This is a genomic window from Streptomyces sp. NPDC002467 (assembly GCF_042889825.1).
Classification (GTDB): domain Bacteria; phylum Actinomycetota; class Actinomycetes; order Streptomycetales; family Streptomycetaceae; genus Streptomyces.
The window spans coordinates 259,185-282,276 of sequence record NZ_JBIARJ010000001.1; the positions used below are offsets into that span (position 1 = coordinate 259,185).

17 protein-coding genes, 1 tRNA gene and 2 pseudogenes are annotated in these 23,092 nt (G+C 69.0%); 9 read left to right on the forward strand and 11 right to left on the reverse strand.

Annotated features, from left to right (window positions below; translation table 11 throughout):
* Position 1: 1 nt before the first annotated feature.
* Entirely contained in the window at positions 2 to 502 is a 501-nt protein-coding gene (locus ACFYYJ_RS01215; RefSeq protein ID WP_384748958.1) for a phosphoribosyltransferase, read from the reverse strand.
* The gene (dcd, locus tag ACFYYJ_RS01220) at positions 499 to 1,086 is read right to left on the reverse strand and encodes a dCTP deaminase (RefSeq protein ID WP_376660035.1); all 588 of its coding nucleotides are present in this window, start codon (positions 1,084 to 1,086) and stop codon (positions 499 to 501) included. The genes ACFYYJ_RS01215 and dcd overlap by 4 nt, the downstream gene beginning before the upstream one ends.
* Positions 1,087 to 1,547: 461 nt before the next feature.
* On the opposite strand from dcd, the gene ACFYYJ_RS01225 reads away from it, so the two are divergent.
* Positions 1,548 to 1,618, forward strand: a tRNA-Gly gene (locus ACFYYJ_RS01225).
* 296 nt (positions 1,619 to 1,914) lie between these two features.
* On the opposite strand, the gene ACFYYJ_RS01230 is transcribed toward ACFYYJ_RS01225, so the two are convergent.
* Positions 1,915 to 2,169, reverse strand: coding sequence for a hypothetical protein (locus ACFYYJ_RS01230; RefSeq protein WP_389127600.1), 255 nt, complete (start codon positions 2,167 to 2,169; stop codon positions 1,915 to 1,917).
* Between the two features lie 317 nt (positions 2,170 to 2,486).
* Here ACFYYJ_RS01230 and ACFYYJ_RS01235 point away from each other — a divergent pair, with 317 nt between their 5' ends.
* The 4 genes from ACFYYJ_RS01235 to ACFYYJ_RS01250 all read left to right on the forward strand — a co-directional run bounded on the left by ACFYYJ_RS01235 (position 2,487) and on the right by ACFYYJ_RS01250 (position 5,329).
* Positions 2,487 to 2,690, forward strand: a complete 204-nt coding sequence (locus ACFYYJ_RS01235; protein ID WP_385130196.1) for a cold-shock protein — start codon at positions 2,487 to 2,489, stop codon at positions 2,688 to 2,690.
* Positions 2,691 to 3,000: 310 nt separating this feature from the next.
* Positions 3,001 to 4,515 carry a DEAD/DEAH box helicase gene (locus tag ACFYYJ_RS01240; protein WP_385130194.1) on the forward strand — a complete coding sequence of 505 codons (1,515 nt, stop codon included), beginning with the start codon at positions 3,001 to 3,003 and terminating at the stop codon, positions 4,513 to 4,515.
* A gap of 46 nt (positions 4,516 to 4,561) precedes the next feature.
* Positions 4,562 to 4,966 (forward strand): CBS domain-containing protein, encoded by a 405-nt coding sequence (locus ACFYYJ_RS01245; RefSeq protein ID WP_389127603.1) that lies wholly within the window; start codon positions 4,562 to 4,564, stop codon positions 4,964 to 4,966.
* Positions 4,967 to 5,017: 51 nt separating this feature from the next.
* The gene (locus tag ACFYYJ_RS01250; protein WP_389127605.1) at positions 5,018 to 5,329 is read left to right on the forward strand and encodes an SCO5918 family protein; all 312 of its coding nucleotides are present in this window, start codon (positions 5,018 to 5,020) and stop codon (positions 5,327 to 5,329) included.
* Between the two features lie 112 nt (positions 5,330 to 5,441).
* Here the strand turns inward: ACFYYJ_RS01250 and ACFYYJ_RS01255 are convergent.
* A pseudogene (locus ACFYYJ_RS01255) lies at positions 5,442 to 5,749 on the reverse strand (hypothetical protein).
* Between the two features lie 772 nt (positions 5,750 to 6,521).
* Here ACFYYJ_RS01255 and ACFYYJ_RS01260 point away from each other — a divergent pair.
* Together ACFYYJ_RS01260 and ACFYYJ_RS01265 are read left to right on the forward strand one after the other, a co-directional pair.
* Positions 6,522 to 6,860, forward strand: a complete 339-nt coding sequence (locus ACFYYJ_RS01260; RefSeq protein ID WP_376659698.1) for a helix-turn-helix domain-containing protein — start codon at positions 6,522 to 6,524, stop codon at positions 6,858 to 6,860.
* A gap of 57 nt (positions 6,861 to 6,917) precedes the next feature.
* Positions 6,918 to 7,043: pseudogene (locus ACFYYJ_RS01265) on the forward strand (transposase); the annotation flags it as partial.
* 73 nt (positions 7,044 to 7,116) lie between these two features.
* Here ACFYYJ_RS01265 and ACFYYJ_RS01270 read toward each other — a convergent pair.
* The gene (locus ACFYYJ_RS01270; RefSeq protein WP_384747543.1) at positions 7,117 to 7,422 is read right to left on the reverse strand and encodes a putative quinol monooxygenase; all 306 of its coding nucleotides are present in this window, start codon (positions 7,420 to 7,422) and stop codon (positions 7,117 to 7,119) included.
* A gap of 292 nt (positions 7,423 to 7,714) precedes the next feature.
* Here ACFYYJ_RS01270 and ACFYYJ_RS01275 point away from each other — a divergent pair, with 292 nt between their 5' ends.
* Entirely contained in the window at positions 7,715 to 8,095 is a 381-nt protein-coding gene (locus tag ACFYYJ_RS01275) for a hypothetical protein (protein WP_389127608.1), read from the forward strand.
* A gap of 638 nt (positions 8,096 to 8,733) precedes the next feature.
* Here the strand turns inward: ACFYYJ_RS01275 and ACFYYJ_RS01280 are convergent.
* Complete coding sequence (locus tag ACFYYJ_RS01280) at positions 8,734 to 9,447, reverse strand: DUF4232 domain-containing protein (protein WP_389127610.1); 714 nt, start codon at positions 9,445 to 9,447, stop codon at positions 8,734 to 8,736.
* 329 nt (positions 9,448 to 9,776) lie between these two features.
* Between ACFYYJ_RS01280 and ACFYYJ_RS01285 the strand changes: the two genes are divergently transcribed.
* Positions 9,777 to 11,294, forward strand: a complete 1,518-nt coding sequence (locus ACFYYJ_RS01285; protein WP_389127612.1) for a helix-turn-helix domain-containing protein — start codon at positions 9,777 to 9,779, stop codon at positions 11,292 to 11,294.
* 222 nt (positions 11,295 to 11,516) lie between these two features.
* Here the strand turns inward: ACFYYJ_RS01285 and gntD are convergent, their stop codons facing one another.
* Genes gntD through ACFYYJ_RS01310 form a run of 5 tightly spaced genes read right to left on the reverse strand, consistent with a single transcriptional unit; the run spans position 11,517 to position 23,089 of the window.
* The gene (gntD, locus tag ACFYYJ_RS01290; protein ID WP_385127209.1) at positions 11,517 to 12,539 is read right to left on the reverse strand and encodes a guanitoxin biosynthesis L-enduracididine beta-hydroxylase GntD; all 1,023 of its coding nucleotides are present in this window, start codon (positions 12,537 to 12,539) and stop codon (positions 11,517 to 11,519) included.
* A 41-nt stretch (positions 12,540 to 12,580) separates the two neighbouring features.
* A complete protein-coding gene (locus ACFYYJ_RS01295) occupies positions 12,581 to 13,237 on the reverse strand; it encodes a hypothetical protein (RefSeq protein WP_389127614.1) in 657 nt (218 codons plus the stop codon).
* A gap of 2 nt (positions 13,238 to 13,239) precedes the next feature.
* On the reverse strand, positions 13,240 to 14,544 hold the full coding sequence (locus tag ACFYYJ_RS01300) for an MFS transporter (protein WP_389127616.1): 1,305 nt from the start codon (positions 14,542 to 14,544) through the stop codon (positions 13,240 to 13,242).
* Entirely contained in the window at positions 14,541 to 22,862 is an 8,322-nt protein-coding gene (locus tag ACFYYJ_RS01305; protein ID WP_389127618.1) for an amino acid adenylation domain-containing protein, read from the reverse strand. The genes ACFYYJ_RS01300 and ACFYYJ_RS01305 overlap by 4 nt, the downstream gene beginning before the upstream one ends.
* Positions 22,862 to 23,089: an MbtH family protein gene (locus tag ACFYYJ_RS01310; protein WP_385127204.1), complete on the reverse strand. Its 228-nt coding sequence runs from the start codon at positions 23,087 to 23,089 to the stop codon at positions 22,862 to 22,864. Before ACFYYJ_RS01310 ends, ACFYYJ_RS01305 begins: the two co-directional genes overlap by 1 nt.
* Between the last annotated feature and the right edge of the window lie 3 nt (positions 23,090 to 23,092).

Sequence of the window (23,092 nt, forward strand, 5' to 3'; positions counted from 1 at the left end):
ACTAGGCGTCGAGCACCTGTCCCTCACGCTTCACGACGGGCGGCAGGACCGACCACGGGAACTCGATCCAGTCGTCCGTGCGCTTCCACACGTACTCGCACTGCACCAGGGAGTGCGACTTCTCGTAGATGACGGCGGAGCGCACCTCGGCGACGTGGCCGAGGCAGAAGTCGTGGACCAGCTTCAGCGTCTTGCCGGTGTCGGCGACGTCGTCGGCGATCAGCACCTTCTTGTTCGTGAAGTCGATCGCCTCGGGCACGGGGGCCAGCATGACCGGCATCTCCAGCGTGGTCCCGACGCCCGTGTAGAACTCGACGTTCACCAGGTGGATGTTCTTGCAGTCGAGCGCGTACGCCAGCCCGCCCGCGACGAACACCCCGCCCCGAGCGATGCTCAGGATGATGTCGGGCTCGTAGCCGTCCTCGGCGATGGTGGTCGCCAGCTCGCGGATGGCGTTCCCGAAGCCCTCGTAGGAGAGGTTCTCGCGTACTACGTCACTCATGCCTCGTGCCTCACCTGGGTGCGGTGGAAGTTCTGGAAGGAGCGCGAGGCGGTCGGCCCGCGCTGCCCCTGGTACCTGGACCCGTAGCGGTCGCTGCCGTACGGGAACTCCGCGGGCGAGCTGAGGCGGAACATGCACAGCTGCCCGATCTTCATGCCCGGCCAGAGCTTGATCGGCAGCGTGGCGAGGTTCGACAGCTCCAGGGTCACGTGACCCGAGAACCCGGGGTCGATGAACCCGGCGGTCGAATGCGTCACCAGGCCGAGACGGCCGAGGCTGGACTTCCCCTCCAGTCTGGAGGCGATGTCGTCGGGGAGCGAGATGACCTCGTACGTCGAGGCGAGGACGAACTCGCCCGGGTGCAGGATGAAGGCCTCGTCGCCCTCCGGCTCGACCATGCGGGTCAGGTCGGCCTGCTCGATGGCGGGGTCGATGTGGGCGTAGCGGTGGTTCTCGAACACCCGGAAGAACCGGTCGAGGCGCACGTCGATGCTGGAGGGTTGGATCATCGACTCCTCGAACGGGTCGATGCGAACCCGTCCGCTGTCGATCTCGGCCCGGATGTCTTTGTCAGAGAGAAGCACGTCCCGAGGATACGCAGCCGCACGGGCCACCCCCAATCGAGAGCGGCACCGCGCGCGCCTCCCGCCTCCTGCTACCGCTTCACGCCACCGACGGGCACGGCCTGGCGCAACCGCGCACACCGCGGACACCGCAGCAGCCGTCCCGGCCCGATCCGGCCGGCACCGAGGTGCTGCAGCGGGAAGGAGGCGGTACTGAACACGTGCCCTTCGGCACAACGGACGACGGTGTGCTCCATCAAGTCCCTTTCCCCTACATGCTGTACTGCGACGAATCGCCACATTAGGGGATGATCGCGACCCAGCTCCAGCCGCCGCTCCGAGCCCATACGGTACGCCCCAACTCCCGCACGCACACGCCTCGGTGCACGCCACACACGACAACGACCCCGCGGCGAACGCACCGGGGGTCGATCATGAGGTAGAGTGTGCAACGGTAAGGATCCAGGCAACTGGTCCACCATGCGGATGTAGTTTAATGGTAGAACATGAGCTTCCCAAGCTTATAGCGCGGGTTCGATTCCCGTCATCCGCTCAGATACGAAGGCCCAGGTCAGCGACCTGGGCCTTCGTTGTTGTCCAGACCCCTCGACCCTTGCCGTGCCCTCTACATGCCCCAACTCGCGGGATTGACCAGGTCGGATGGGATTCCGCTCGCAACACGCACCCCCGCACCACACGTCGATGCCGTTGCCGTCGGCATCCTGGGGAAGCTGTCCGGCCATGGTGATCACTCCCTGCGTCTACGAAGGCGCCCCTCCCGGCGTGGGGGTACGGGTCACGTACTGCACCGGTCGCGGGCGTCCCGGCGGAGCTGTTCGGCGTGTCGGGTCATGGCGTCAATGCGCTCGGAGAGCTCGGCGTCCTCGGGCCGCAGGCGGCGCGGGTGCCGGTCAGGGGGCGGACGAGGCGGGCGGTGTCGTTGTGGGCAAGAGCGCGGTTCAGCTCGCCGATGGCCCCCTCGGCGCCGTCGGCCAGGCCGGTGAGGGCGGTGACCTGGCCGGCGAGTCGACGCAGGTCGGCGGCGGAGCGAGCGTCCCGTAGACGGCCGCCACGATGCAGGTGGCTGCCGCCATCGTCGGCCACGCGATGCCCTTGATCCCGCAACACCGCACTCGGGGGAATAAATATCTGCGCTCGCCGTCAGAGAATTTAACCGACCCCGCAGGGAGAGTTTTTCCGCACCACGAGCAGTGGAGATATTTCACGCAGCACAGACAGCCATGACGTGCTACTGTCGATCTCGGTTGCAGTTTTGGTACCCAAAAACTTCAAGCGCCCCAGTCGGCTTCACCGAACTCGAGCGCTTCATATTTCCGGTCATTTTCCGGCGGGGCATCATCGCGGCGACACGGCGTCCGTACAGTGCGGACGCCGGTGTACTGCCCCAAGGGAGATATGACATGGCATCTGGCACCGTGAAGTGGTTCAACGCAGCAAAGGGCTTTGGCTTCATCGAGCAGGACGGTGGCGGCGACGACGTCTTCGCCCACTTCTCGAACATCGCCGCCCAGGGCTTCCGCGAACTGCGGGAAGGCCAGAAGGTCACCTTCGACATCGCGCAGGGCCAGAAGGGCCCGACGGCCGAGAACATCGTTCCGGCCTGACGCTGGCGCGCATTTCGTAGCTGGGGCCCGCATCCCTCGGGGTGCGGGCCCCAGCTGCACTTATTTCTCGCAGTGGCATCAACTGCGCGACGAAGCATTCCGGGTTACGACCCGATCGGCGCTTCGCCCCCTCAAGTTTTCTAGGTTTCGCGTCGGAATGACGCCATCCCCCCTCAGCGCAGGCGCCCGTACCGAATCCCGGTAGGCCGGAGTCGCTTTCGCATTCCATTCGGCCCGTTCTTGTGATTTCCCGCGCCGCGTTTCCGCTGCGGAAATTCCTTGATATGAGCCGCGTCAAGGAAGGTTCTCAATGAACCGCACACGTACGAACGGCCGTTCCTCTCGCACCCGCAACCGCGCCGGCGTTCCCGTTTTCGGGACCGCCGCCGGTTCGGAGCGGGGCAGCCGTTTCGGCTCGTCGGCCCCGAGCCGTTCCACGGCTCCGCGGCGATCGAGGGTCCCTGGCCGGCGACCCGCCGCAGTACAGGGCGAGTTCGCCCTGCCGAAGACGATCACTCCCGCTCTGCCCGCCGTCGAGACCTTCGCCGACCTCGCCATGCCGGCCGAGCTGTTGGCCGCTCTCGGCGCGCAGGGCGTGACCGTACCCTTCCCCATCCAGGGCGCCACCCTGCCCAACACCCTCGCGGGCCGTGACGTGCTCGGCCGCGGACGCACCGGCTCCGGCAAGACGCTCGCCTTCGGCCTCGCCCTGGTGGCCCGCACCGCCGGGCAGCGCGCCGAGCCCCGCCAGCCGCTCGCCCTCGTCCTCGTCCCCACCCGCGAGCTGGCCCAGCAGGTGACCGACGCCCTCACGCCGTACGCCCGCGCCGTGAAGCTGCGGCTGACCACGGTCGTCGGCGGCATGTCGATCGGCAAGCAGGCCGGAGCGCTGCGCGGAGGCGCGGAGGTCGTCGTGGCCACGCCCGGCCGGTTGAAGGACCTCATCGACCGCGGTGACTGCCGGCTGAACCAGGTCGCGATCACCGTCCTCGACGAGGCCGACCAGATGGCCGACATGGGCTTCATGCCGCAGGTGACCGCTCTCTTGGACCAGGTGCGTCCCGAGGGGCAGCGGATGCTGTTCTCCGCCACCCTGGACCGCAACGTCGATCTGCTGGTCCGTCGGTACCTGACCGACCCGGTCGTGCACTCGGTGGACCCCTCGGCCGGTGCGGTGACGACGATGGAGCACCACGTGCTCCACGTCCACAGTGCCGACAAGCAGCGGACGACGACGGAGATCGCGGCGCGCGAAGGCCGGGTGATCATGTTCCTCGACACCAAGCACGCCGTCGACCGCCTCACCCAGGACCTCCTCAACAGCGGGGTCCGCGCCGCGGCCCTGCACGGCGGGAAGTCGCAGCCCCAGCGCACCCGCACCCTGGCCCAGTTCAAGACCGGACACGTGACCGTGCTGGTCGCGACGAACGTGGCGGCGCGCGGCATCCACGTCGACAACCTCGACCTCGTCGTCAACGTCGACCCGCCCACCGACCCCAAGGACTACCTTCACCGCGGCGGCCGCACCGCCCGCGCCGGCGAGTCCGGCAGCGTCGTCACCCTGGTCACCCCCGACCAGCGCCGCGACATGACCCGCCTCATGCAGGCCGCCGGCATCACCCCGAAGACCACCCAGGTCCGCTCCGGCGAAGAGGCCCTGAACCGCATCACCGGCGCCCAGGCACCCTCCGGCGTCCCCGTCGTCATCACCGCACCGGTCGTCGAACGCGCCAAGCGCACCTCGGCCTCCCGGGGGAGGCGCCGGCCCGCTGCGACGGCCCGGCGTGCGAGCGTACGGCAGTCCGCCTTCGACGCGGCGGCCTGAAAGCCACGTGATCAGGAAACTGACCCACCTTTGCAGGAGGCACCTTTTGACACTGGTCCAGATGCAGCCCCGCCCGGCGAATGCCAGCCCTGTTCACCGGACGGTGGGCGACGCGATGGAGGCGGCCGGTCCACAGGTGTGTGACGACATGACGGTCGAGGTGGCCCTTGCCGTCATGGCCAGTGCCCGCACGGAGCACCTGCTCGTCTGCGACGAAGACGGCCTGTGCACCGGGCTGGTCACCCGGGCCGGGCTCGCCACCGTCCGCGACGGCGCGGCGTACACGGACCAAGTCCGTCTCCGCGACCTCCCGGGAGACCGCGGACCGGTCGCCTCATACGTGACCACGATGGCCGAAGCCCAACACGCGATGCGCTACCGCCGGCTCGATGCCCTGCCGGTCGTCGACGACCAGGGCAGCGCTCCGGGTGTCCTCGCCCTGGCCCGCTGAACCACCTCACCGCGGCACGACCGTCCCCCTTTCTTCTTCCTGTGAGGCAACATGCGCTGTGTCATCGCCCGTTTCCCGTTCGACCTCACCAAGAGCGGTGTCCTGGAGTCGATGAAGGGCGTCAAGCCCGAGCAGGTCGTCGGCGAGTCAGTGACCATCGGGCGCCGCACGTACCCCGTCAAGCAGGTCGGTCAGGTCATCACCCGCCAGGACAGGCGTGACTTCAGCGCCGGTGAAGTGCTGAGGGCCATGACCCGGCTCGGGTTCACCTGCTGCGGCCTCCCCCGGGCCGCCGTGCCCACGCATGTCCTCAGCCCGCTCCAGCAGGCTTCCGCGATGCTCGGCATCCCGGTGACCGTCTGACGGACGGAGAGGACCGGCGCGAGCCGACACCCACCCGGACAGCGAAGAGGGCCCGACCGGCAAGCGCCGGTCGGGCCCTCCCGCACACCGGGGGGGGTACGCGAAGGTGGGGTCAGTGGTCGGAGTAGCTGAAGACGCCCACGGTCCAGTCGCTGACATCCGCAATCGAGACGCGGTACGTCCCACCCGTCTCCGGGATCCCCACCGTGCCCTGCAGGATGCGGGCCACATGGAAGTGGAGATGGGTAGGCGGCCCCTCGTGGGGTGTTGTGGTTGTGAAGATCGCGGCGAACTCGCCCAGGCGGACGGAGTCCGTCAGAACCTCCGACACCCGCTGCCTCCATTCGGCTCGGGTGCCAGCCGACCGGTGACGACAGCGCCACCGGTGAGCACGGTCAGGACCCCTGACCTGCTGTGCAACCCGGTCTGCGCATCCTGAACCGGCCATGCAGGTCTACCTCCCCTCCGTAGGAACGAAAATCTATGACGGCCAGAGTAGACATTGCGCTGTGGCAGGGTTACGGTTTCTCTCGTAGCCCAGAGAGACAGCAGGGCCCGGCAGAGACGAACTGCCAGGCAGCGGTACCCGCAGTTGCAGTACGCAGGACGGTGCGGTGGTGGAGTTCCGAAGCCAGGTTGTTGCAGGACGGCGACGGGGCTGACGACCGGACCGGGTGGCCCGCAGTCGCAGGGGCCGCCGAGAGCAGTACCGCAGTTATCGCAAGTGCAGTGCCCGCAAGTGCGGTACGCAGTACCAGCAGTGAAGTAGTGAGCAGCACCTCGGTGAAGGCGTCGGCTGCAGGCGCGCGCTCCGGGAAGTTCGGCAGTGGGGTTCCAAGCCAGAGCAGACGCAGGACGGGCAACGGGGCTGGCTGCCGAAGTGTGGCGCCGAGACGGGCCACCAGCAGTACGAGCGGTAAGCAGTTGATCACTGAGGGAAGAACGGAGGAGCCGAGCACCATCAGGATCGCCCGGGCAGAAGTCTTGAGTCCGGGTACCGCAGGACATCGATAGCGAGGTGGTCTCCGGTCAAGCAACCGCGATCCCCGCACTCCCGGCAGCGTGTCGGCCGGGTCGGCGGAAACATGGGGTCGGCGCAGTATCAGGGCCGACAGATGGTGTAGTAGTTCCTTCGGGGCCCTGGTGCCGTACGGCACCAGGGCCCCTCCATGCGTTCCATGAGAGAGGTTCAATGACAGCAGACGCCTCGTTCGGCCGTCTCGACGACGACGACTATCCCGCCTACACCATGGGCCGGGCCGCAGAAATGATCGGCACCACCCAAGGCTTCCTCCGCGCCCTCGGAGAGGCCCGCCTGATCACCCCGCTCCGCTCGGAGGGCGGCCACCGCCGCTACTCCCGCTACCAGTTGCGCCTCGCGGCCCGCGCCCGGGAACTCGTCGACCAGGGCACCCCCATCGAGGCCGCCTGCCGCATCATCATTCTCGAGGACCAGCTCGAGGAAGCCCAGCGCATCAACGCCGAGTACCGCCGCGCCGCCGACTCATCCGCACCGCCGCCCTCAGCCTGAACCGAGCGTGCCCGTCGAAATCGGCGGTCCTCGGTCGTCGGAGAGGGCCCCCGGCGAGTGGTGCCGCCGGCTCCGGTTCGCCCGCAAGGTGGAGGCCATCGCCGGCGCGGGGACCGCGAGGTGCTCGCCGCGATCATCTTCGCGGCCGCATCAGGCTGCACATGGAACCAACTGCCGCCCGGCTTGTGGCGCCTCTTGTTCGGGCGCCGGCCGGGACCAGTCCGACGCGCCGGGCGCGGACAAGGCAGTTCGGCCTTCAGGGGAGTTTGTGGGCGAGGACGTCCAGTTGCTCGACGGAAGGCGGTTGGGCGAACAGTTCACCCGCTCGTTCCATCAGGGCACTGCCCAGGCGGCCGGCGAGGTGGGCCTGGCGTGCGTCGTCGTGGGGGAAGGCGTCGAAGATGGCGAAGGTGGACGGGCTCAGGCGTACGGCGAACCAGGCGACGGTGCCGGGCTCCTCCTGCACGATGGCAAGGCCGTCACGGAGAAAGGCGGCGACCTCTTCCTCCTTGCCGGGCTGGGCCTCGACCTGTACGTGTAGCGCGACGTTGATGTCAGCCATGAGGGGACTCCTTCAGGCGCTCGGTCGCCCGGGAGCGGCCGGGCACTGCCGTGACCGGATGGCGTCGAACGGGTCTCTTGTACGGCCGCGCCGATAAGAGGGTCTGGAGGAACTACCAGGCCCATCCGCGCCGGAAACACTCCTTCCTTCACGTCGCCGACCTAGGGTCTGATGCCAGCACAACAACAAAGGAGCCCAGCATGGATCCGATCACAGCAGCCGCCCTCGCAGCACTGGCTGGCACCGTTGGCACTGAGGCCGGCCGCCAGACCTGGGAAGGCACACCACGCTGGTGAGGCGCCCGTTCCAGCGCGGCACAACACCAGGAACCGGACAGGACGGGTCGCCACAGATCAGCTCCGGCGAACTGGAGGTCGCCGCGCTGGAGGACAGTCACACCGACCCGGCCCGGGCGCAGGCGCTGGCAACTGCCATCGGCGTACGGGCAGCCTTGGACGTAGATTTCCGCGTACGCCTCGACGAGTGGTGGCGGCACGCTCAGAGCACCGGCGGTGAGGTCCACAACAGCGTCAACGGGGGCAGGCAGAACGGTCCGGTGGTCCAAGGCCGGGACTTCTCCAACCTCACCTTCAACATGACCCGCGGTACGGCGGTCCCTGACGGTGATTGGCGGGCGGGTTCAGGCATCCCTGCGGACCCGTCCAGGTCGTGATCGCAGACAACGGCGCGGGTCCGGGCGTACCTAGCGCCCGAAGGTGACCGGCCTCATCGTCGGCCAGGTGTGCGCCGGGCAGATCGCGACTCACCCCTTCGACTACTGCTGCAGCCCTGAACGCCCCGGGGTCCGTAGACATCACCGGGCGCCTGAACATCGAAGGACTAGCCGGTCAAAGGCTCATGTTTCACCGCTTGCGGGCGCGATCCCGGGCGACAGCCAACGTGCAAGGGCCTTGGCCCGGAGGTTCTTGGGGCAACTCGGGACGCCTTAAGGTCCCACCACTGGGGCGTGCCCCAGCCGTGCCCTTCGGGGCGGTGAACAACGGCCAGAACCGGTGCATAAAGGTAGTCCCAGCGCGGTTGCCGTTAACGGAAACCTGCAGGTCAAAGGCCCTTCGGGTCATGCTTGCACAGTAGATTCCCAAGCTTGTAGCGCGGGTTCGATTCCCGTCATCCGCTCCATAACAAAGCCCCAGCTCAGAGACCCGGGGCTTTTGTGTTGCCTAGACCTTTCTCATGGCCTCGTGCCAGATCCGTGCCGGACGCCTTGACCCGGCCCGCAGCATCGTGCCCTTGCCCGCCCGGCGACACGCCCCGTGGGACAGCCGGGGGCCGCGGCCCCCGGAAATGCGTTCAGAAGGCGCTCAGCGCGTCGCGGGTGTTGGTGCGGTACAGGCCGACCTTCGGGTTGGCGACGCTGCCCGGCTTGGCCAGCTGGAGGCTGACGCCGTCCGCGTTCGGCATGTGCTCCTTGTCGGCGAGGACGTTGACCTCGTCGGCCACGGGGCCGTTGCCACCCGACGGGTTGAGGTCCACGGCCGCGTACGCGGTGGCGCCGGGGTGCACCGGGTACGCCGGGGCGCCGCCCAGTCCACCGGGGGCAGTGGCCTGGAGACCGAGCGTGCCGCCCTTGGCGCTGAAGCCGACGGTGGGGAAGTAGTCCAGACCGCAGGAGGTGGAACCGTTGTTGGTCACGGTGATGACGCGGACGGTGGCCGGAGCGCCCGTCGGGGAAGTGACCTTGACGGTCAGGTCGCGCGCCGAGCAGGGGTGGGTGTAGGCGTAGGAGTCACCGGTGGTGTCCCCCTTGTTCATGCCGCCCGAACCGGCCTTCGCCGGGGTGGCCGTGCCGGTTCCGGTGACCTTGCCGGCGGACGGGGCGGCGGATGCGCCCTCCCCGGACGGCGTCACGGTCCCGGTCGAGACCTGCTTGTCCGCGCTCTTGGTCGCGGCGGGGTTCGCGGTCGGCCCGCCGGCGCTGTCCGAGCCGCCGCAGGCGGTCAGGGCCAGAGCGAGGCCGGCGGTGGCGGCGGCCAGGGCGGTGGTGCGGAGTCGGTAGGTGCGCATGGGAACTCTCCGTGTCGGTGCGGTCGTCAGACGGAGGCTTCCGCTTTCCGCCTGACGAGACGTTGGGTGGGGCTGCTGTTCCGGTCGGCTGCAACCGCAGGCGACCGAGGGCGGTCGGCGGGGCGGGTGGGGGCCCTCCCGTTGCGACCGCCGAATCCGACCGCCGATCCGATCTGCGGACCGACGGGCTGATGACGCAACTGTGGGGCTGGTTTTGTCCCAGTGGCGCCTGGACCGGGATAGTAGGAACCCTGGAACGCCCCCGACCCCTCTCACCTGGGCGATCGGGCGTGCCTGGAACGTGCTTCCGGGATGAGGGGGAGGGTGGAATGGCCACGGAGACTGAGCGGTTCGCGGAACTGATGCGCGGATTCAAAGAGCGCTCGGGGCGCAGCTACGGCACGCTCGCGAAGCGTCTGCACTCCAGCAACTCGACGCTGCACCGCTATTGCAGCGGCGCGGCGGTGCCTACGGATTACGCCCCGGTGGAGCGGTTCGCCCGAGTCTGCGGTGCCTCGGCCGACGAGCTGCTCGCGCTGCACCGGCAGTGGCTGCTGGCACTGGTGGAGCGGCGGCGTGGGGCGACGGAGGAGCAGGCATCGAGGTCGGGGGCCGCGAACTCCGCGGCGCCGCGGGGCGGTGACGCCTCGCCGGAGGTGCCGCCTGCACCGGCGGTGGTGGTGGCCGGGGAGGCTTCGGAGGTCCGGCCGCAGGCGGAGACCGAACCCGAACCCGAACCGGCCCCGGCGTCCGCAGCCGGGTCCGCCCCGGCGCCCGGACCTGCCTCTGCGAAGGCACCCGCCCAGGCGCCTGCCCCCGCTCCCGCTCCCGTGCCGGCACTGGCGGAGGCCCCCGCCCCGGCACCGGCACCGGCACCGGCACCGGAAGCACCCGCTCACGACCCCGCCGCCCTTGTCCAGCCGGGCCCCGCCCGGGCCTCCGCACCGCGGGCCCGGCGTCCTCGGCTGCTGCTCGCCGTTGCGGCCGCCGTGGCCACCGCCGCGGTGGCGGGGACCGCCGCCGCCGTCTCCGCCATGGGAGACACGGGTCACGGTAAGCCGTCCTCCCGCGAGCGGGCGGCGGCGGGCCCGGCCCTGCCGTCCGGCGGGCCGTCGTCACCCACGCCCACACCCGATTCCGCACCCCCGTCCAGCCCCGGACCGTCGTCCCCCTCGGCAACGTCCGCGTCCGCCTCGCCGGCCACCGCCAAGGCGGGGGCCTCCCCCACCGCCCCGTTCACGGTCAACGTCCTGCCCGACAACTGGGACAGCCCCTGCGGCCAGTGGTTCGCCCTGGACAAGGCACCCGGCACGGTTCCCCCGCCCCCCGCCGGGCAGGCGACCGAAGGGTGGGCCCGGGCCCTGGACGCCGTCCCGGCAGGGCACCTGCGCATGCAACTGACCGTCCAGGGCACCGAGAGCAAGGCCGCAGTCCTGCACGCGCTGTACGTCCATGTCGTGAGCGGCCGCAAGGCTCCCGGCTGGAACGCGTACACCATGGGAGCCGGTTGCGGCGGCGCACTGGTGCCGGCGTCCTTCGCCGTGGACCTGGACGACGCCTCCCCGAGGGCCAGGCCCGTACCTGGCAAGGAGGGCGAGCGGCCGACGGCCTCGACCGACTTCCCGTACAAGGTCTCCGCCACCGACCCCCAGGTGCTGAACATCGACGCCGCCACACTCGGTCAGGACGTCAGCTGGTACCTGGAGCTGGCCTGGAGCAGTGGCGACCGCAAGGGCACCACCCGCATCGACGACCACGGCCGCCCGTTTCGCACGGTCGCCCTGAACGCCGGGCACAGCTACTGGTACAACGAGAACAACAACGCCTGGCTGCCGGACACGGGATGAAAGACCCACTGCACCTGACCGCTTGAGAGCGGGTTCGATTCCCGTCATCCGCTCAGGTGCGAAGGCCCAGGCCGGCGACCTGGGCCTTCGTCGTTGTCCAGATCCGTCGCGGACTGTCGTGCCATCCGCGTGCCCTGGTGTCCGCGATGGGCGAGAGGCACGACAGAGGCTCCATCCGGGAACGGATGGAGCCTCTGATCCCGAGCATCCCGAGCATCCGGGTCAGCTCAGGAGGCGTCCTGCGGCGGACTCACGCGCCGACCTCGACTTGCGGAGATCACGGGTGACGACCGCCTTCTGCAGCCAGCGGTCGGCTCCGTCGTAGCGTGCCGTGAACGCGCGACGACCGTGCACGGCGAGGTAGTTGTCGACGACCAGCAGGGTGCCCGCCTCCACCACCACGTCCTGCTGCACGCGCTCCAGCTCCGTCACCAGTTCCTTGAGCGCCACTTCCGCTTCGGCGTCGCCGTCGACGCAGCGCATGAAGAAGGGGTCGATGCGCAGGTACGGAGCGTCCCTGGCGCCGAAGAGCACGGCGACGGGCTCGGGGTTGTCCCGCATCTCCTGCATCCGCAGCAGTCCGGGGTCATTGGGCCGCTCAACGGCGAGCTGACGCAGGTGCTCGTCGTCCGGCAGGATGTAGAACCGCGGTTCGGACAGCACCCGTCGCGTGTCCGCCGACAGTTCCACCTCCTGGACCGAAGCCAGCGTCGTCGGAACCCGGTCGTGGTTGCGGATGCCGAAGAGGGCCAGGTAGTCACAGCGGTAGGGATGGAAAGCGTCCTCGGTGTGCCATTCGAGGAGCACGTCACTGCCGTGTCCGTTCTGCTCGCCCTCTTCGCCGGCGATGGGCAGCACGTTCTGGATCATTCGTCCGGACTGCAGCGTGGGCCAGCTGAACACTTCGCCGAGGCACTGGCCCATCAACGCGAGGAACAGCTCTTCTCGGTGGGTACGTCCGGCGGCCGCGGCCTCGGCCCAGTTACCGGGCGTCGGGCCGACGGCGTCGTCGTCGACGCCGAAGCCGCGCAGCAGGAAGCCGGCAGCCGCGTCATTGCGTCGAAAATCCTCCAGGAACCGACGAAGTCCGATCGGTACCTCCGACATCAGCTCCCAGGCGTTGTCATAGAACGTCTCCTTGCCGGGATCGTTCTGTGCCACCTTCGGGTCGGCGAGCAACTGCTCGAGGGACGATACTTCGTCGGCGGAGAGGTCGTAGCTCAGGATGCCGCGGTACTGACTCATGGGTGCCTCACTTCTGGTGTCGAATGTTTGCCGTCAACCTTTTAAAGGCCGGCGTGCACGAGACGGTCCTGCTGCTCTTTCGCCGTGCTGGTGCCCTCGGGGACCCACCATGGAATGTGGTTGCCGATGGGGTCGATCGGCATGACGGCCTTGAAGATGTCGTTCTCCAGATTGGCCAGTTCCGCATCGTACGGTTTGCCGACCGCGGCGAAGGCGCGTTGGATTCCCGTACGCTGCCGATCGATGAATTTGGCATTCCGCACGAAGGTGCTGGCGGGTTGCAGCAGGAAGAAGGTCCGTTGATCGCCGTACGTGTACCGCGGTGAGGTCTCCGGATAGCAGGGGGCGAAGGAGACCAGGAAGGTCATTTCACCTTCGATCATCGCGTACCAGCGTTCATCGGGCTGCGGATCATCGGGAATGTATACGCTCGAGAACATCTGGCTGAGCGTGGTGTAGAAGCGTCGAGTGAGATCCGTCAGCGCGTCCAGCGTGATACCGAGTGCCGGCTCCTCGAAGGTGATGATCATGCCGTCGCGTGAGAGCTCGGATGCCGTGCGGAAGAATTCCGCGATGATGTCACGGTGCTGCGACAGCTCATTCTCGACGTCATCGGTCCGAATGGTGATCCCAGGCCCCATCTTCGATGGCTTGGCGAAGGGGCAGTACGACTTCTTCGCGATCTCCTCGAAGCTCATTTCTAATTCCCCACCTTCACTGATTGGACACCCACCGGTACCGGTTCGTCATGGGCTGCCGTGACCCGGCAGCCGATGACGTAGAACCACCAGCTGGCCAGCACGACGGCGATCAGGACGTAGAACATTGCGACCGGCGCGAAATGCTGGAGCAGAAAGCCGCAGAGTATCGGCCCCAGGGCTATGCCTATATGGATGAGATTCTGTGCGCCGAAATAGCTGCCGCGCAGGTTGTCGGGGGCGATGGAATCGATGAACGTGAACTCCGCCGGCACCAGGATGACCTCGCCGAGACTGAAGATCACCACGGCGATGACGATGATGGCCGCATTCGTGGACAGCGACATCGCGACCAACCCGACAACGAAGGCGCCGATCCCGACGGTCAGCCACTTCAGGAGGTTGTCCTGCTTCAGGCGGCTGCCGAGGGCGTACTGGGCGCCGATGACCGTGACGGCGTTGGCGGCGGAAATGTAGGCGACCAGCTTGTAGGCGGTGTCGCGGCCCTCCACCAGGACGAGGTACTGCGACATGAAGGTCAGGAGCGGCCCGTACACCACGATGCTGAGAATTCCACCGATGGTGAAGTAGGTCAGCCTCCGGTCCGCCCCCATCACCTTCAGCACTTCACGGAACTTGGGGGTCTCCTCCGCGTCCCGCTTCTCTGCGCTCTGCTCTTCTGCACCCTGCGCCGCAGCCCCGGCCGGTGCCGTCGTACCACTGCCGGCGGGCAGGAACCGGTGGCGAAAAATTATCAGAGGCAGCAAGGAGGTGCCAATGACGGTGACGCTGAGAAAAAACGGCCCACCGGATCCGGCCGCGAGCGCGGCAATGCCCAGGAAGGGACCTGCTGCTGCGCCTATGTTCTGCAAGGAATAGCGCAGGGAAAACACCTTGACGCGATTCTCGGACGGCACCAGTTCGGAGAGCAGGGCACTGCCGGCGACCCCCATCGACCAGGAGGCGACGTTGGCCATCAGCAGGATGGCCGTGACGGTGACCGGATCGTGGAACACCGTCAGGCCGAGATAGAACAGTATGAGCGCGAAGTCCAGCACGATGACCAGGTCGACTTTCCTGAACCGGTCAGCGAGATAGCCACCGTAAACGCCCGCCAGCGTGCCGACCAGGACGCTGCCACCGATCACGTAGCCGATGGTGGCGCCGTCCATGCCCACCGTGTCGTACAGGTAGATGGGCATGTAGGCCAGGATCGCGAAGGAACTCAGGCTTCGCGCGGCAGCGGAGGCCAGCAGGACCTTCATCGCGAACGGAAGTCCACGGACCATCGTCAGGAAATTCTTCATCCGCGTTCCCCTGCCGCGATCGTTTCGAGGGTACCGATGATGGACTCCTTGATCTCGTCGATCTGGCCGTCGTCGAACAGATGGGGGTGGTACCCGACGACGAACTTGATCTGTCGGCCCGGAATTACCGTGATGCTGAGCGGGTAATGCGGAAGCCCCTCCGCACCCTGTCCCCGTTCACGCACCCGCAGTCCGTCGGTCTCGCTCTCCTCAAGGGAATCCGCGGGGTAGCTCTGGAAGACGTAGCAGGCGTCGAACAGTTCGCCTGCCCCGACCAGTCGCTGGATTTCGGTGAGTTCGAGGGAGCGGTGCGGGAATATGTCCAGCTGCGATTCCTGCACCCGCGCCATGGTCGTGCCGACGGGTTCGCCCGGCTGGATGCGCACGCGCAGCGGCACGGTGTTGAGCAGCAGTCCGACCATGGACTCGACGCCGTCGAGTTCGGCCGGCCGCTCGGAGACGGTGTTGCCGAACAGCACGTCGTCGCGACCGGTGAGACGGCCGAGCGCGATGCCCCACGCCGTTTGGAGGGCCGTGTTGAGAGTCATCCCGGCCTGTGCGCACCGCTGCTGCAGTGAACCGGTCAGCTCCGGTGTCAGCGAGACACCCAGGGCGCGCAACGAGACGTCCGGCGCCGGCTTGGCGGCATGGACCCTGGTCGGGCCGTCGACGTCCGTCAGGTAGCTTCGCCATGCCGACACCGCGGCATCGCGGTCGCACGACGCGAGCCACGCCAGGTAGTCACGGAAGGGCGGCGCCGCCGGCAGCCGCTCGCCGCGGTACAGGGCGAACAACTCCTGCCACACGAGCGAGTTCGACCAGCCGTCGAGCAGGATGTGGTGGTCTCCGACGAGCAGCCGATGCCGGTCCGTTCCGAGGCGCAGCAGGGTGAAGCGCATCAGCACGGGCGTCGACAGGTCGAACCGTCGGTCCCGGTCCGCGGCGAGGATCTCCGCCTCCCGGCGCTCCTGCTCCGCGGGTGCGAGCAGGGACAGATCGTGCTCGGTCCACGGCACCTCGACCTGTTCCCGCACCACCTGCACCGGGGCCTGAAGGCCTCTGTGGGTGAAGCCGGCGCGCAGGTTGGGGTGCCTCATCAGGAGCGCGTGCGCTGCCTGTCGCAGCCGCTCGGTGTCCAGCGGTCCGTCCAGGTCGAACAGGCTCTGTCGCTGATAGGGATCGGGGCCGTTGTCGTCGGCGGCGGTGTACAGCAGGAAGCCCTGCTGGAGCGGGGTGAGCGGCAGGATGTCGCAGAGGCCGGGGTAGTCGGTCTCCAACTGCTTGATGGTCGACTGTTTGACATCGACCAAGGCGACGTCCGAAGGAGTCAGCCCACCGAGCTCCGGACGCTCCACGAGGTCCGCCAGCGCGATCAGGAAGGTCACCCACCGGTCGGCGAGTTCCCCCACGGCGGCTTCGGTGAACCGTGTGGCGTCCCAGGACCAGACGGCCTCCAGAGCCTTGCCGTCATCGGCCGGCCGGACATCGATGCCGAGAGCGGGTTCCGTACCGTCGTCCGCGAAAGGCACGTCGGCATCGGCCGTACCGGCGGGCATCACCCGGAAGCGCACCTGCGAAGCGCCGTACGAGGACAGTCGCTGCGCGGCCGCGGGGTCGGCGAGCAGCGCGGGGTGGTTCCGGCCGCCTTCCGGCACGGCGCGCACCTGCTCCTTGACCCGCTTCAGCACACGCGCCAGCTCCAGCGGTTCGGCCAGAGCCTTGTCCGGGTCCGGGGTGCCCGGATTGAGACGCACCGGGTACGCGGTCGGCGAGCCCGCCGGGGCCAGGTCGAGTCGCAGCCAGGCTCCGGCCTCCGGCAGCCGCGTACGGCGCCACTCGATGAGCACCGGAGCGAGCGCGGCCACCGCGATGTGTTCGGGGTCGCAGCGGTACAGGCGCGGCAGGCCGGTCAGCAGCCGCTCGGCGTCCTCGCCGACGACGCGCCGGGTGATGCGCCCCCGATCCACGGCGGGTGAGGCGTCGGACACCGGGTAGGCCGGATCGGGAGTCCGAAGGATCTTCTCCCAGGCTTCCACGTCCACGACCGCGGCGTCGTCCGTCGGGTGCGCCTCGGCGTTCTGAGCGGCCCGGGCCACCAGTGCCTCGACCGTCTGCTCGTGGAACACATCGCGCGGGGTGATGTGGAAGCCCTCCGCGCGTGCCCTGCTGACGAGTTGGATGGACCGGATGCTGTCGCCGCCGAGGTCGAAGAAGCGGTCGTCGGCGCCGACGGCCGCCAGGCCGAGGACGTCGGCGAAGAGTGCCGCCATCGTCGCTTCCTGCGGCGTGGCCGGCGGCCGTCCCGTCCGGGAGCCGAACTCGGGTGCGGGCAACCGCCGGGTGTCCAGCTTGCCGTTGGGCGTCAACGGCAGCGCGTCCAGTACGACGACGGCGGCGGGCACCATGTGGTCCGGCAGCCGTCGTGCCGCGTGGCGTCGCAGTTCGGTGGCGAGGTTGCGGCCGCGATCGGAGGCCTGGGGGTCGTTGGCGAGCTGCCACAGCGGACGCTCGTCCTCGTCCGAGGCCAGGAACACATCGGTCAGCCCTTGCCCCGCGCCATGCCCGGCAGCGAGGAACACCACGTCGAAACGGTCGCCCTCCTCGGTGTCGGTCCACGTCGGGTGCACGGTGTAGCCGAGCCTGGCGCCGATCTCGCACAGGGTCTCGGGGTCGACCCCGGACCGTACGTCGGTGGCCTCGGACAGGCTGCGCACGAGAGCGCCGGTCCCGGAAGCCACCCGCTCCGCGATCGCCACCTGTGCCGTCACGCGGCCGTTGGGAACACCGGTGACACGCAGTGCCTGCGGCCGGGCAGCACCCAGATGGGTGTCGACGTCCTCGGCGCTGATCCACTCGCGCGCCGGCACGTCGGCGAGGGACACCAGGTCCGCTCCCCGCTTGTGCAGGACCACGTCGTAGCGGAAGTCCGTCAACTCGTTGCGGAAGGAAGCCCGCTTGAGCTGTACGTCCACACCGGCGACGTCCGGAACCAGATCGCCTATCCGGGCGAAGAAGGCCGGGTCGAGCAGCAGCTCGCTCTCCAGCTCCTGCTGGTGGGCGACGATGTCCCGCACCGTGGCCAGGGACTCGTCGGCGTGCGCGCCGTCGTGCAGGACGATGGCGGTGACGAAGGCCCGCATCAGCCGCAGATTGCGGATGTCACCCAGCACGATCCGTCCGCCGGGAGCGAGCATCGCCATGGTCTGGCGCACGACGTCGATCAAGTAGTCGACGCTGGGGAAGTACTGCGCCACCGAGTTGATCACCACGGTGTCGTAGCGGGCGGGCTCCAGCGCACCGACCTCGTGGGCGGCCATGGTGTGCAGATCGACCCGGTCGCACAGGTCGCTGCCCTCGATCGCCCTGCCGAGGGTCTGGATCAGGGCGTTGGAGAAGTCCACACCGGTGTACGCGGTGCAGTGCGGTGCGACCGGTCGCAGGATCAGACCGGAACCGACCCCGACCTCCAGCACCCGGGCCGGCCGCAGGTCGAGAATGCGCCGGACCGTGGCCTCCTGCCACTCGGTCATGTGCTCCAGTGGCAGCGGCTCGTTGTCATAGCTGGAGTTCCAGCCGGTGAAGTCCTGCTCGGTGCCGAGGTCGCTCTGCTCGCTGTACCCCTCCTCGTGGATCTGGTGCCACTTGTCGACGTGCTCGATGTCGTGGGCCCCGCCGTGCGCCCGGGGAACCACATAGCCGACGAGCTGCTGATGGCCGGGGGTGTCCTCGCGGACGACGACGACGGACTGCGCCACCTCCTGGTGGTCCTGCAGCACCGCGTCGATCTCGCCGAGCTCGATGCGCATCCCGCGGATCTTGACCTGGTCGTCCGTGCGGCCGACGAAGTCCACCACACCGTCAGCACCGTTCGCGCGCCAGCGCGCCAGGTCTCCGGTGCGGTACATACGGCTGCCGGGGGCACCGAACGGGCAGGCCACGAACCGCTCGGCGGTCAGGGCCGGCCTGCCGAGGTAGCCGCGAGCCAGACCGTCACCGCTGATGTACAGCTCGCCGGTGACACCGGGCGGCACCGGGCGCAGCTCGGCGTCGAGGATGTACACCCTGGTGTTGCTCAGCGGACGACCCACCGGCACCGACGCGTCCTCGAAGCCGTCCGGGCCGGTGCCGCACTCCCAGTACAGGGTGTCGACGGTGGCTTCGGTCGGCCCGTACGCGTTGATCATCCGGCGGCCCGGCGCCCAGGCGGCCACCAGTGCGGGCGGGCAGGCCTCACCGGCGACCATCACGTTGCCGCAGTCCGCGAGCGCGTCCTGGGTCATCCCGCCGAGGATGGTGGGCGAGAAGGTGATGTGCGTCGGCCGGTACCGGGCCATCACCTCACGCTGCCGGTCGGCGGAGAGCAGCTCGTCGGGCGAGGTGAGCACGACGGTCGCGCCGGCGAGCAGGGTGCAGCACAGCTCGCAGAACGTCGGGTCGAAGTTGATCGAGGAGAACTGCAGGAACCGCGAGCCCTGCTCCAGCCGGAACTGCTTGAGGTAGCTGTGGGCGAGGTTGGGGATGCCCCGGTGCGTGACCGCGACGCCCTTGGGGCGCCCGGTGGAGCCGGAGGTGTAGATGACGTACGCCAGGTCGTCCAGGCGCAGCGGCTCGCGGCGGTCCGCATCCGTCGGCGCGTCGGTGCGGTACCGCGCCAGCTCGCCCGCCGTGTTCGGGTCGTCGAACTCCAGGCGGGGCAGCTGCCGCGCCTCGTCGGTCAGCTTCGTGACGACGTCGCTCGTGGTCAGGAGGATGATGGGAGCACTGTCCGCGATCATGAAAGCAAGGCGGTCCTGCGGATAGTCAGGGTCGAGCGGCAGGTACACACCTCCGGCCTTGATGATTCCGAGCAGTGCGCACAGCAGTTCGGGACTGCGCCGCATCGCGAGTCCGACCACGTCGTCACGGCCGACGCCACGGGAGATCAGCCAGTGGGCGATCCGGTTCGACCGTCGGTCCAGTTCGGCGAAGGTCAGCTCCGTGTCCTCGTGGACGAGCGCGACGGCGTCCGGGGTACGGGCCACCTGGTCGGCCAGGAGCTGCGGGTAGGTCGCACCCGACAGCTCCAGGTCGGTGTCGTTCCACTCGTGCAGGATCGTGCGCCGCTCGGCTTCGCCGAGGACGTCGATGGACGCCAGCGGACGCGCCGGGTCGTCGGCCACCGACCGCAGCACCCGCAGGAGCCGTTCGATCAGGGTCTCGGCCGTGGACCGGTCGAACAGATCGGTCGCGTACTCGATCTCACCGCGGAGCCCGTCCGGCCGGCCGCCCTCGGTGAACCGCTCGGTCAGCTCGAAGGTCAGGTCGAACTTCGAGGTGCGGGTCGGCACCACCTCGTGCGCCGCCGCGAGCTCGCCGAGGCGCCACTGCGGGGCCACGTTGTTCTGCAGCACCAGCATGACCTGGAACAGCGGGTGGTGGCTGGTGCCGCGGACCGGGTTCAGCACCTCGACGAGGTACTCGAACGGCAGGTCCTGGTTCTCGTACGCGGACAGGTTGGAGGTCCTGATCCGGGCCAGCAGGTCGGTGAAGGTCGGATCGCCCGACGTGTCGGTGCGCAGCACCAAGGTGTTGACGAAGAAGCCGACGTTGTCGTCGACGGCACGGTCGGCGCGCCCGGCGAGGACGCTGCCCAGGGGTATGTCGGTGCCGGCGCCCAGCTTGGTCAGCAGCGTCGCCGTGGCCGCCTGGAGCACCATGAACAGGCTGACGCCCTCTTGCTTCGCCAGCTTCGTCAGCCGGTCCGCGAGCGAGGCCGGCACGTCGAAGGGCACCACGTCGCCCTGGTAGGTCGCCGTGACGGGGCGCGGACGGTCGACGGGCAGCTCCAGCAGTTCGGGCGCTCCGTCGAGCTGCTCGCGCCAGTAGCCGAGCTGTCGCGCCATGAGGCTGTCCGCGTCGTCGGTCGAACCGAGGAGTTCGCGCTGCCACAGCGTGTAGTCGGCGTACTGGACCTCCAGCGGCGGCGTCGTCGGAGCCGTGCCCGCACGGTGGGCGGTGTACGCGTCGCACAGGTCGCGCACCAGCGGGACCAGCGACCAGCCGTCGCTGGCGATGTGGTGGATGCCCAGCACCAGCACGTGCTCGTGTTCGCCGGTGCGGAACAGGTCGACGCGTACGGGAATGTCGGTGGTGAGGTCGAAGCAGTGTCCCACCGCGATGTCGATGGCGGCCGGCAGTTCCTCGTCCGTGACCTCGTGCACGGAGATGTCGGCAGCGGCGGCCACGGCGGGGTCGGAGCCGGCCACCACCACCTGCTCCGCACCATGGGGCCCGTCCGTGAACCGGGTGCGCAGGCTTTCGTGTCGCTGCAGCAGGTGGACGACGGCCGCGCGCAGCGCCGCCATGTCGAGCTCACCGGTCAGCCGCACCGCGACGGGCATGTTGTAGGTGGCGCTGGGACCTTCCATCCGGTGGAGGAAGTACAGGCGCTGCTGGGCGTACGACAGCGGCAGCGAGTCGCCGCGGTCCATCGGGCGCAGGGCGGGGCGGGCCTGGTCCGCCCCGGTGAGCAGGGTTGCGAGGGCGGCCGGGGTGGGCTCGTCGAAGATGGCCCGGATGGGTATCTCGACGCCGAGTTCGCCGCGGATGCGGGCGACGAGGCGGTTGGCGGCGAGCGAGTTGCCGCCGCGGTCGAAGAAGCTGTCGTCGGCACTCACGTCGTCGAGCCCCAGCACCTCGCCGAACAGCTCGGCCAGCACCCGCTCCTGCGGGGTGGCCGGGGCCCGGCCCGATCCGGTACCGGAGCGGGTCGCCGACGGCAGCGCCTTGCGGTCGATCTTGCCCGCCGGAGTCAGGGGGAAGCGGTCGAGAACCCCGATGCCGGACGGCACCATGTGCGCCGGGAGCCAGGCGCCGAGGGCGTGGCGCAGCTCGTCGGCCGTGGGGCTGTGGCCGGCCGTCGGTACGACGTACCCGGTCAGCTGGGCCACGCCCGAGACGTCCTCGCGCATGATCACACGCGCCTGGGCCACCTGGGGGAGCCGACGCAGCGCTGCTTCGATCTCACCGAGTTCGACGCGGTAGCCGCGGATCTTCACCTGCTCGTCGACCCGGCCGACGAAGTCCAGCGTGCCGTCCGCACGCTCCCGCACCAGGTCTCCGGTGCGGTACATACGGCTTCCCTGGGCGCCGAACGGGCAGGCCACGAACCGCTCGGCGGTGAGGGCGCCGCGCCCGCGGTAACCGCGGGCCAGGCCGTCCCCGGAGAGGTAGAGCTCGCCCGTCCCGCCCTGCTCCACCGGTGCCAGGCGATCGTCCAGGACATGGACTCCGGTGTTCCACATCGGGCGTCCGATGGTGACGGGCTCCCCGCCGACCACCGGTGCCAGGAGCGACCAGATGGTGGTCTCGGTCGGGCCGTAGAGGTTCCACACCGCGGCCGTGCCGGCGGCGAGGAAGTCGGCGAGGTCCTGCGGAAGCGCCTCGCCGCCGCACAGCAGGCGTGCCGAGCCGGGAAGTTCGTCCGCGGTCCAGCCGGCCTCCCGCAGCAGCTGCCACAGCGCCGGAGTTCCCTGCACCAGCGTGGGCCCGGCCGTGGCCAGGTACCGGCGCAGCGCCACGCCGTCCACGGTGGTGGTCCGCGGCACCAGGTGCACCACGGCACCGTTCACCAGCGGCAGGTACAGCTCGAGGCCGGCGATGTCGAAGGAGATCGAGGTGGTGGAGAGGACGACGTCACCCGAGTGCACCTGGAACCGGTCGGTCAGGCAGTCCAGGAAGTTCGCGAGCGAACGGTGCGTGACGACGACGCCCTTGGGGCGCCCCGTGGAGCCCGAGGTGTAGATGGTGTAGGCGCCGCGGTCCGGATCGAAGTCCGTACCGACCGTACCGACCGTACCGACCGGAGCCTGGTCACGCCGGTCCTCGTGCCGGTCCTCGTGCTGGTCCAGGTACAGCACCGCGCCGGTGTCGACCTCGGACAGGCCGTCGAATCCGGCCTCTGCCTCCCGGGTGGTGATCAGCGCCCGGGGGGCGGCGTCGGCCACCATGTAGGCGAGCCGGTCCGGCGGGTAGTGGGGGTCCAGCGGCAGGTACATCGCCCCGGCCTTGAGGGTGCCGAGGAGCGCGGCGACCAGGTCGGGAGAGGTCGGCAGGAGGATCCCGACGATGTCCTCCGCCTTGATGCCCTGGTCGGTCAGCCGACGCGCCACCCTGTTGGCACGGTCGTCGAGTTCGCCGTACGTCACGACGGTGTCCCCGGCGATCAGTGCCGGTGCCTCAGGGGCGCGGGCGACCTGTTCCGCGAACCGGCCGATGAGACCGGTCGCCGGTTCCGCTCCCTGCACGAGGGTGGCGAAGCGTTCGAGTTGCTCGGTCATCAGGCCAGTTCTCCCGCCGCGGCACCCGGGCGCACGGGGCCGAGGTCCGTCCAGTTGCTCTCGATGTACTCGGCGCAGGCCGCCCGCGGTCCGGGGCCGAAGTCGGTGTGCCATCCGGCGGGCACGTCGACGAACTCCGGCCACAGGGAGTACTGACCGGCGGTGTTGCGCAGCACGAGGTACACCCCGGTGGTGTCCTCGAACGGGTTCGTGGCTGTGTTGTCCATGCT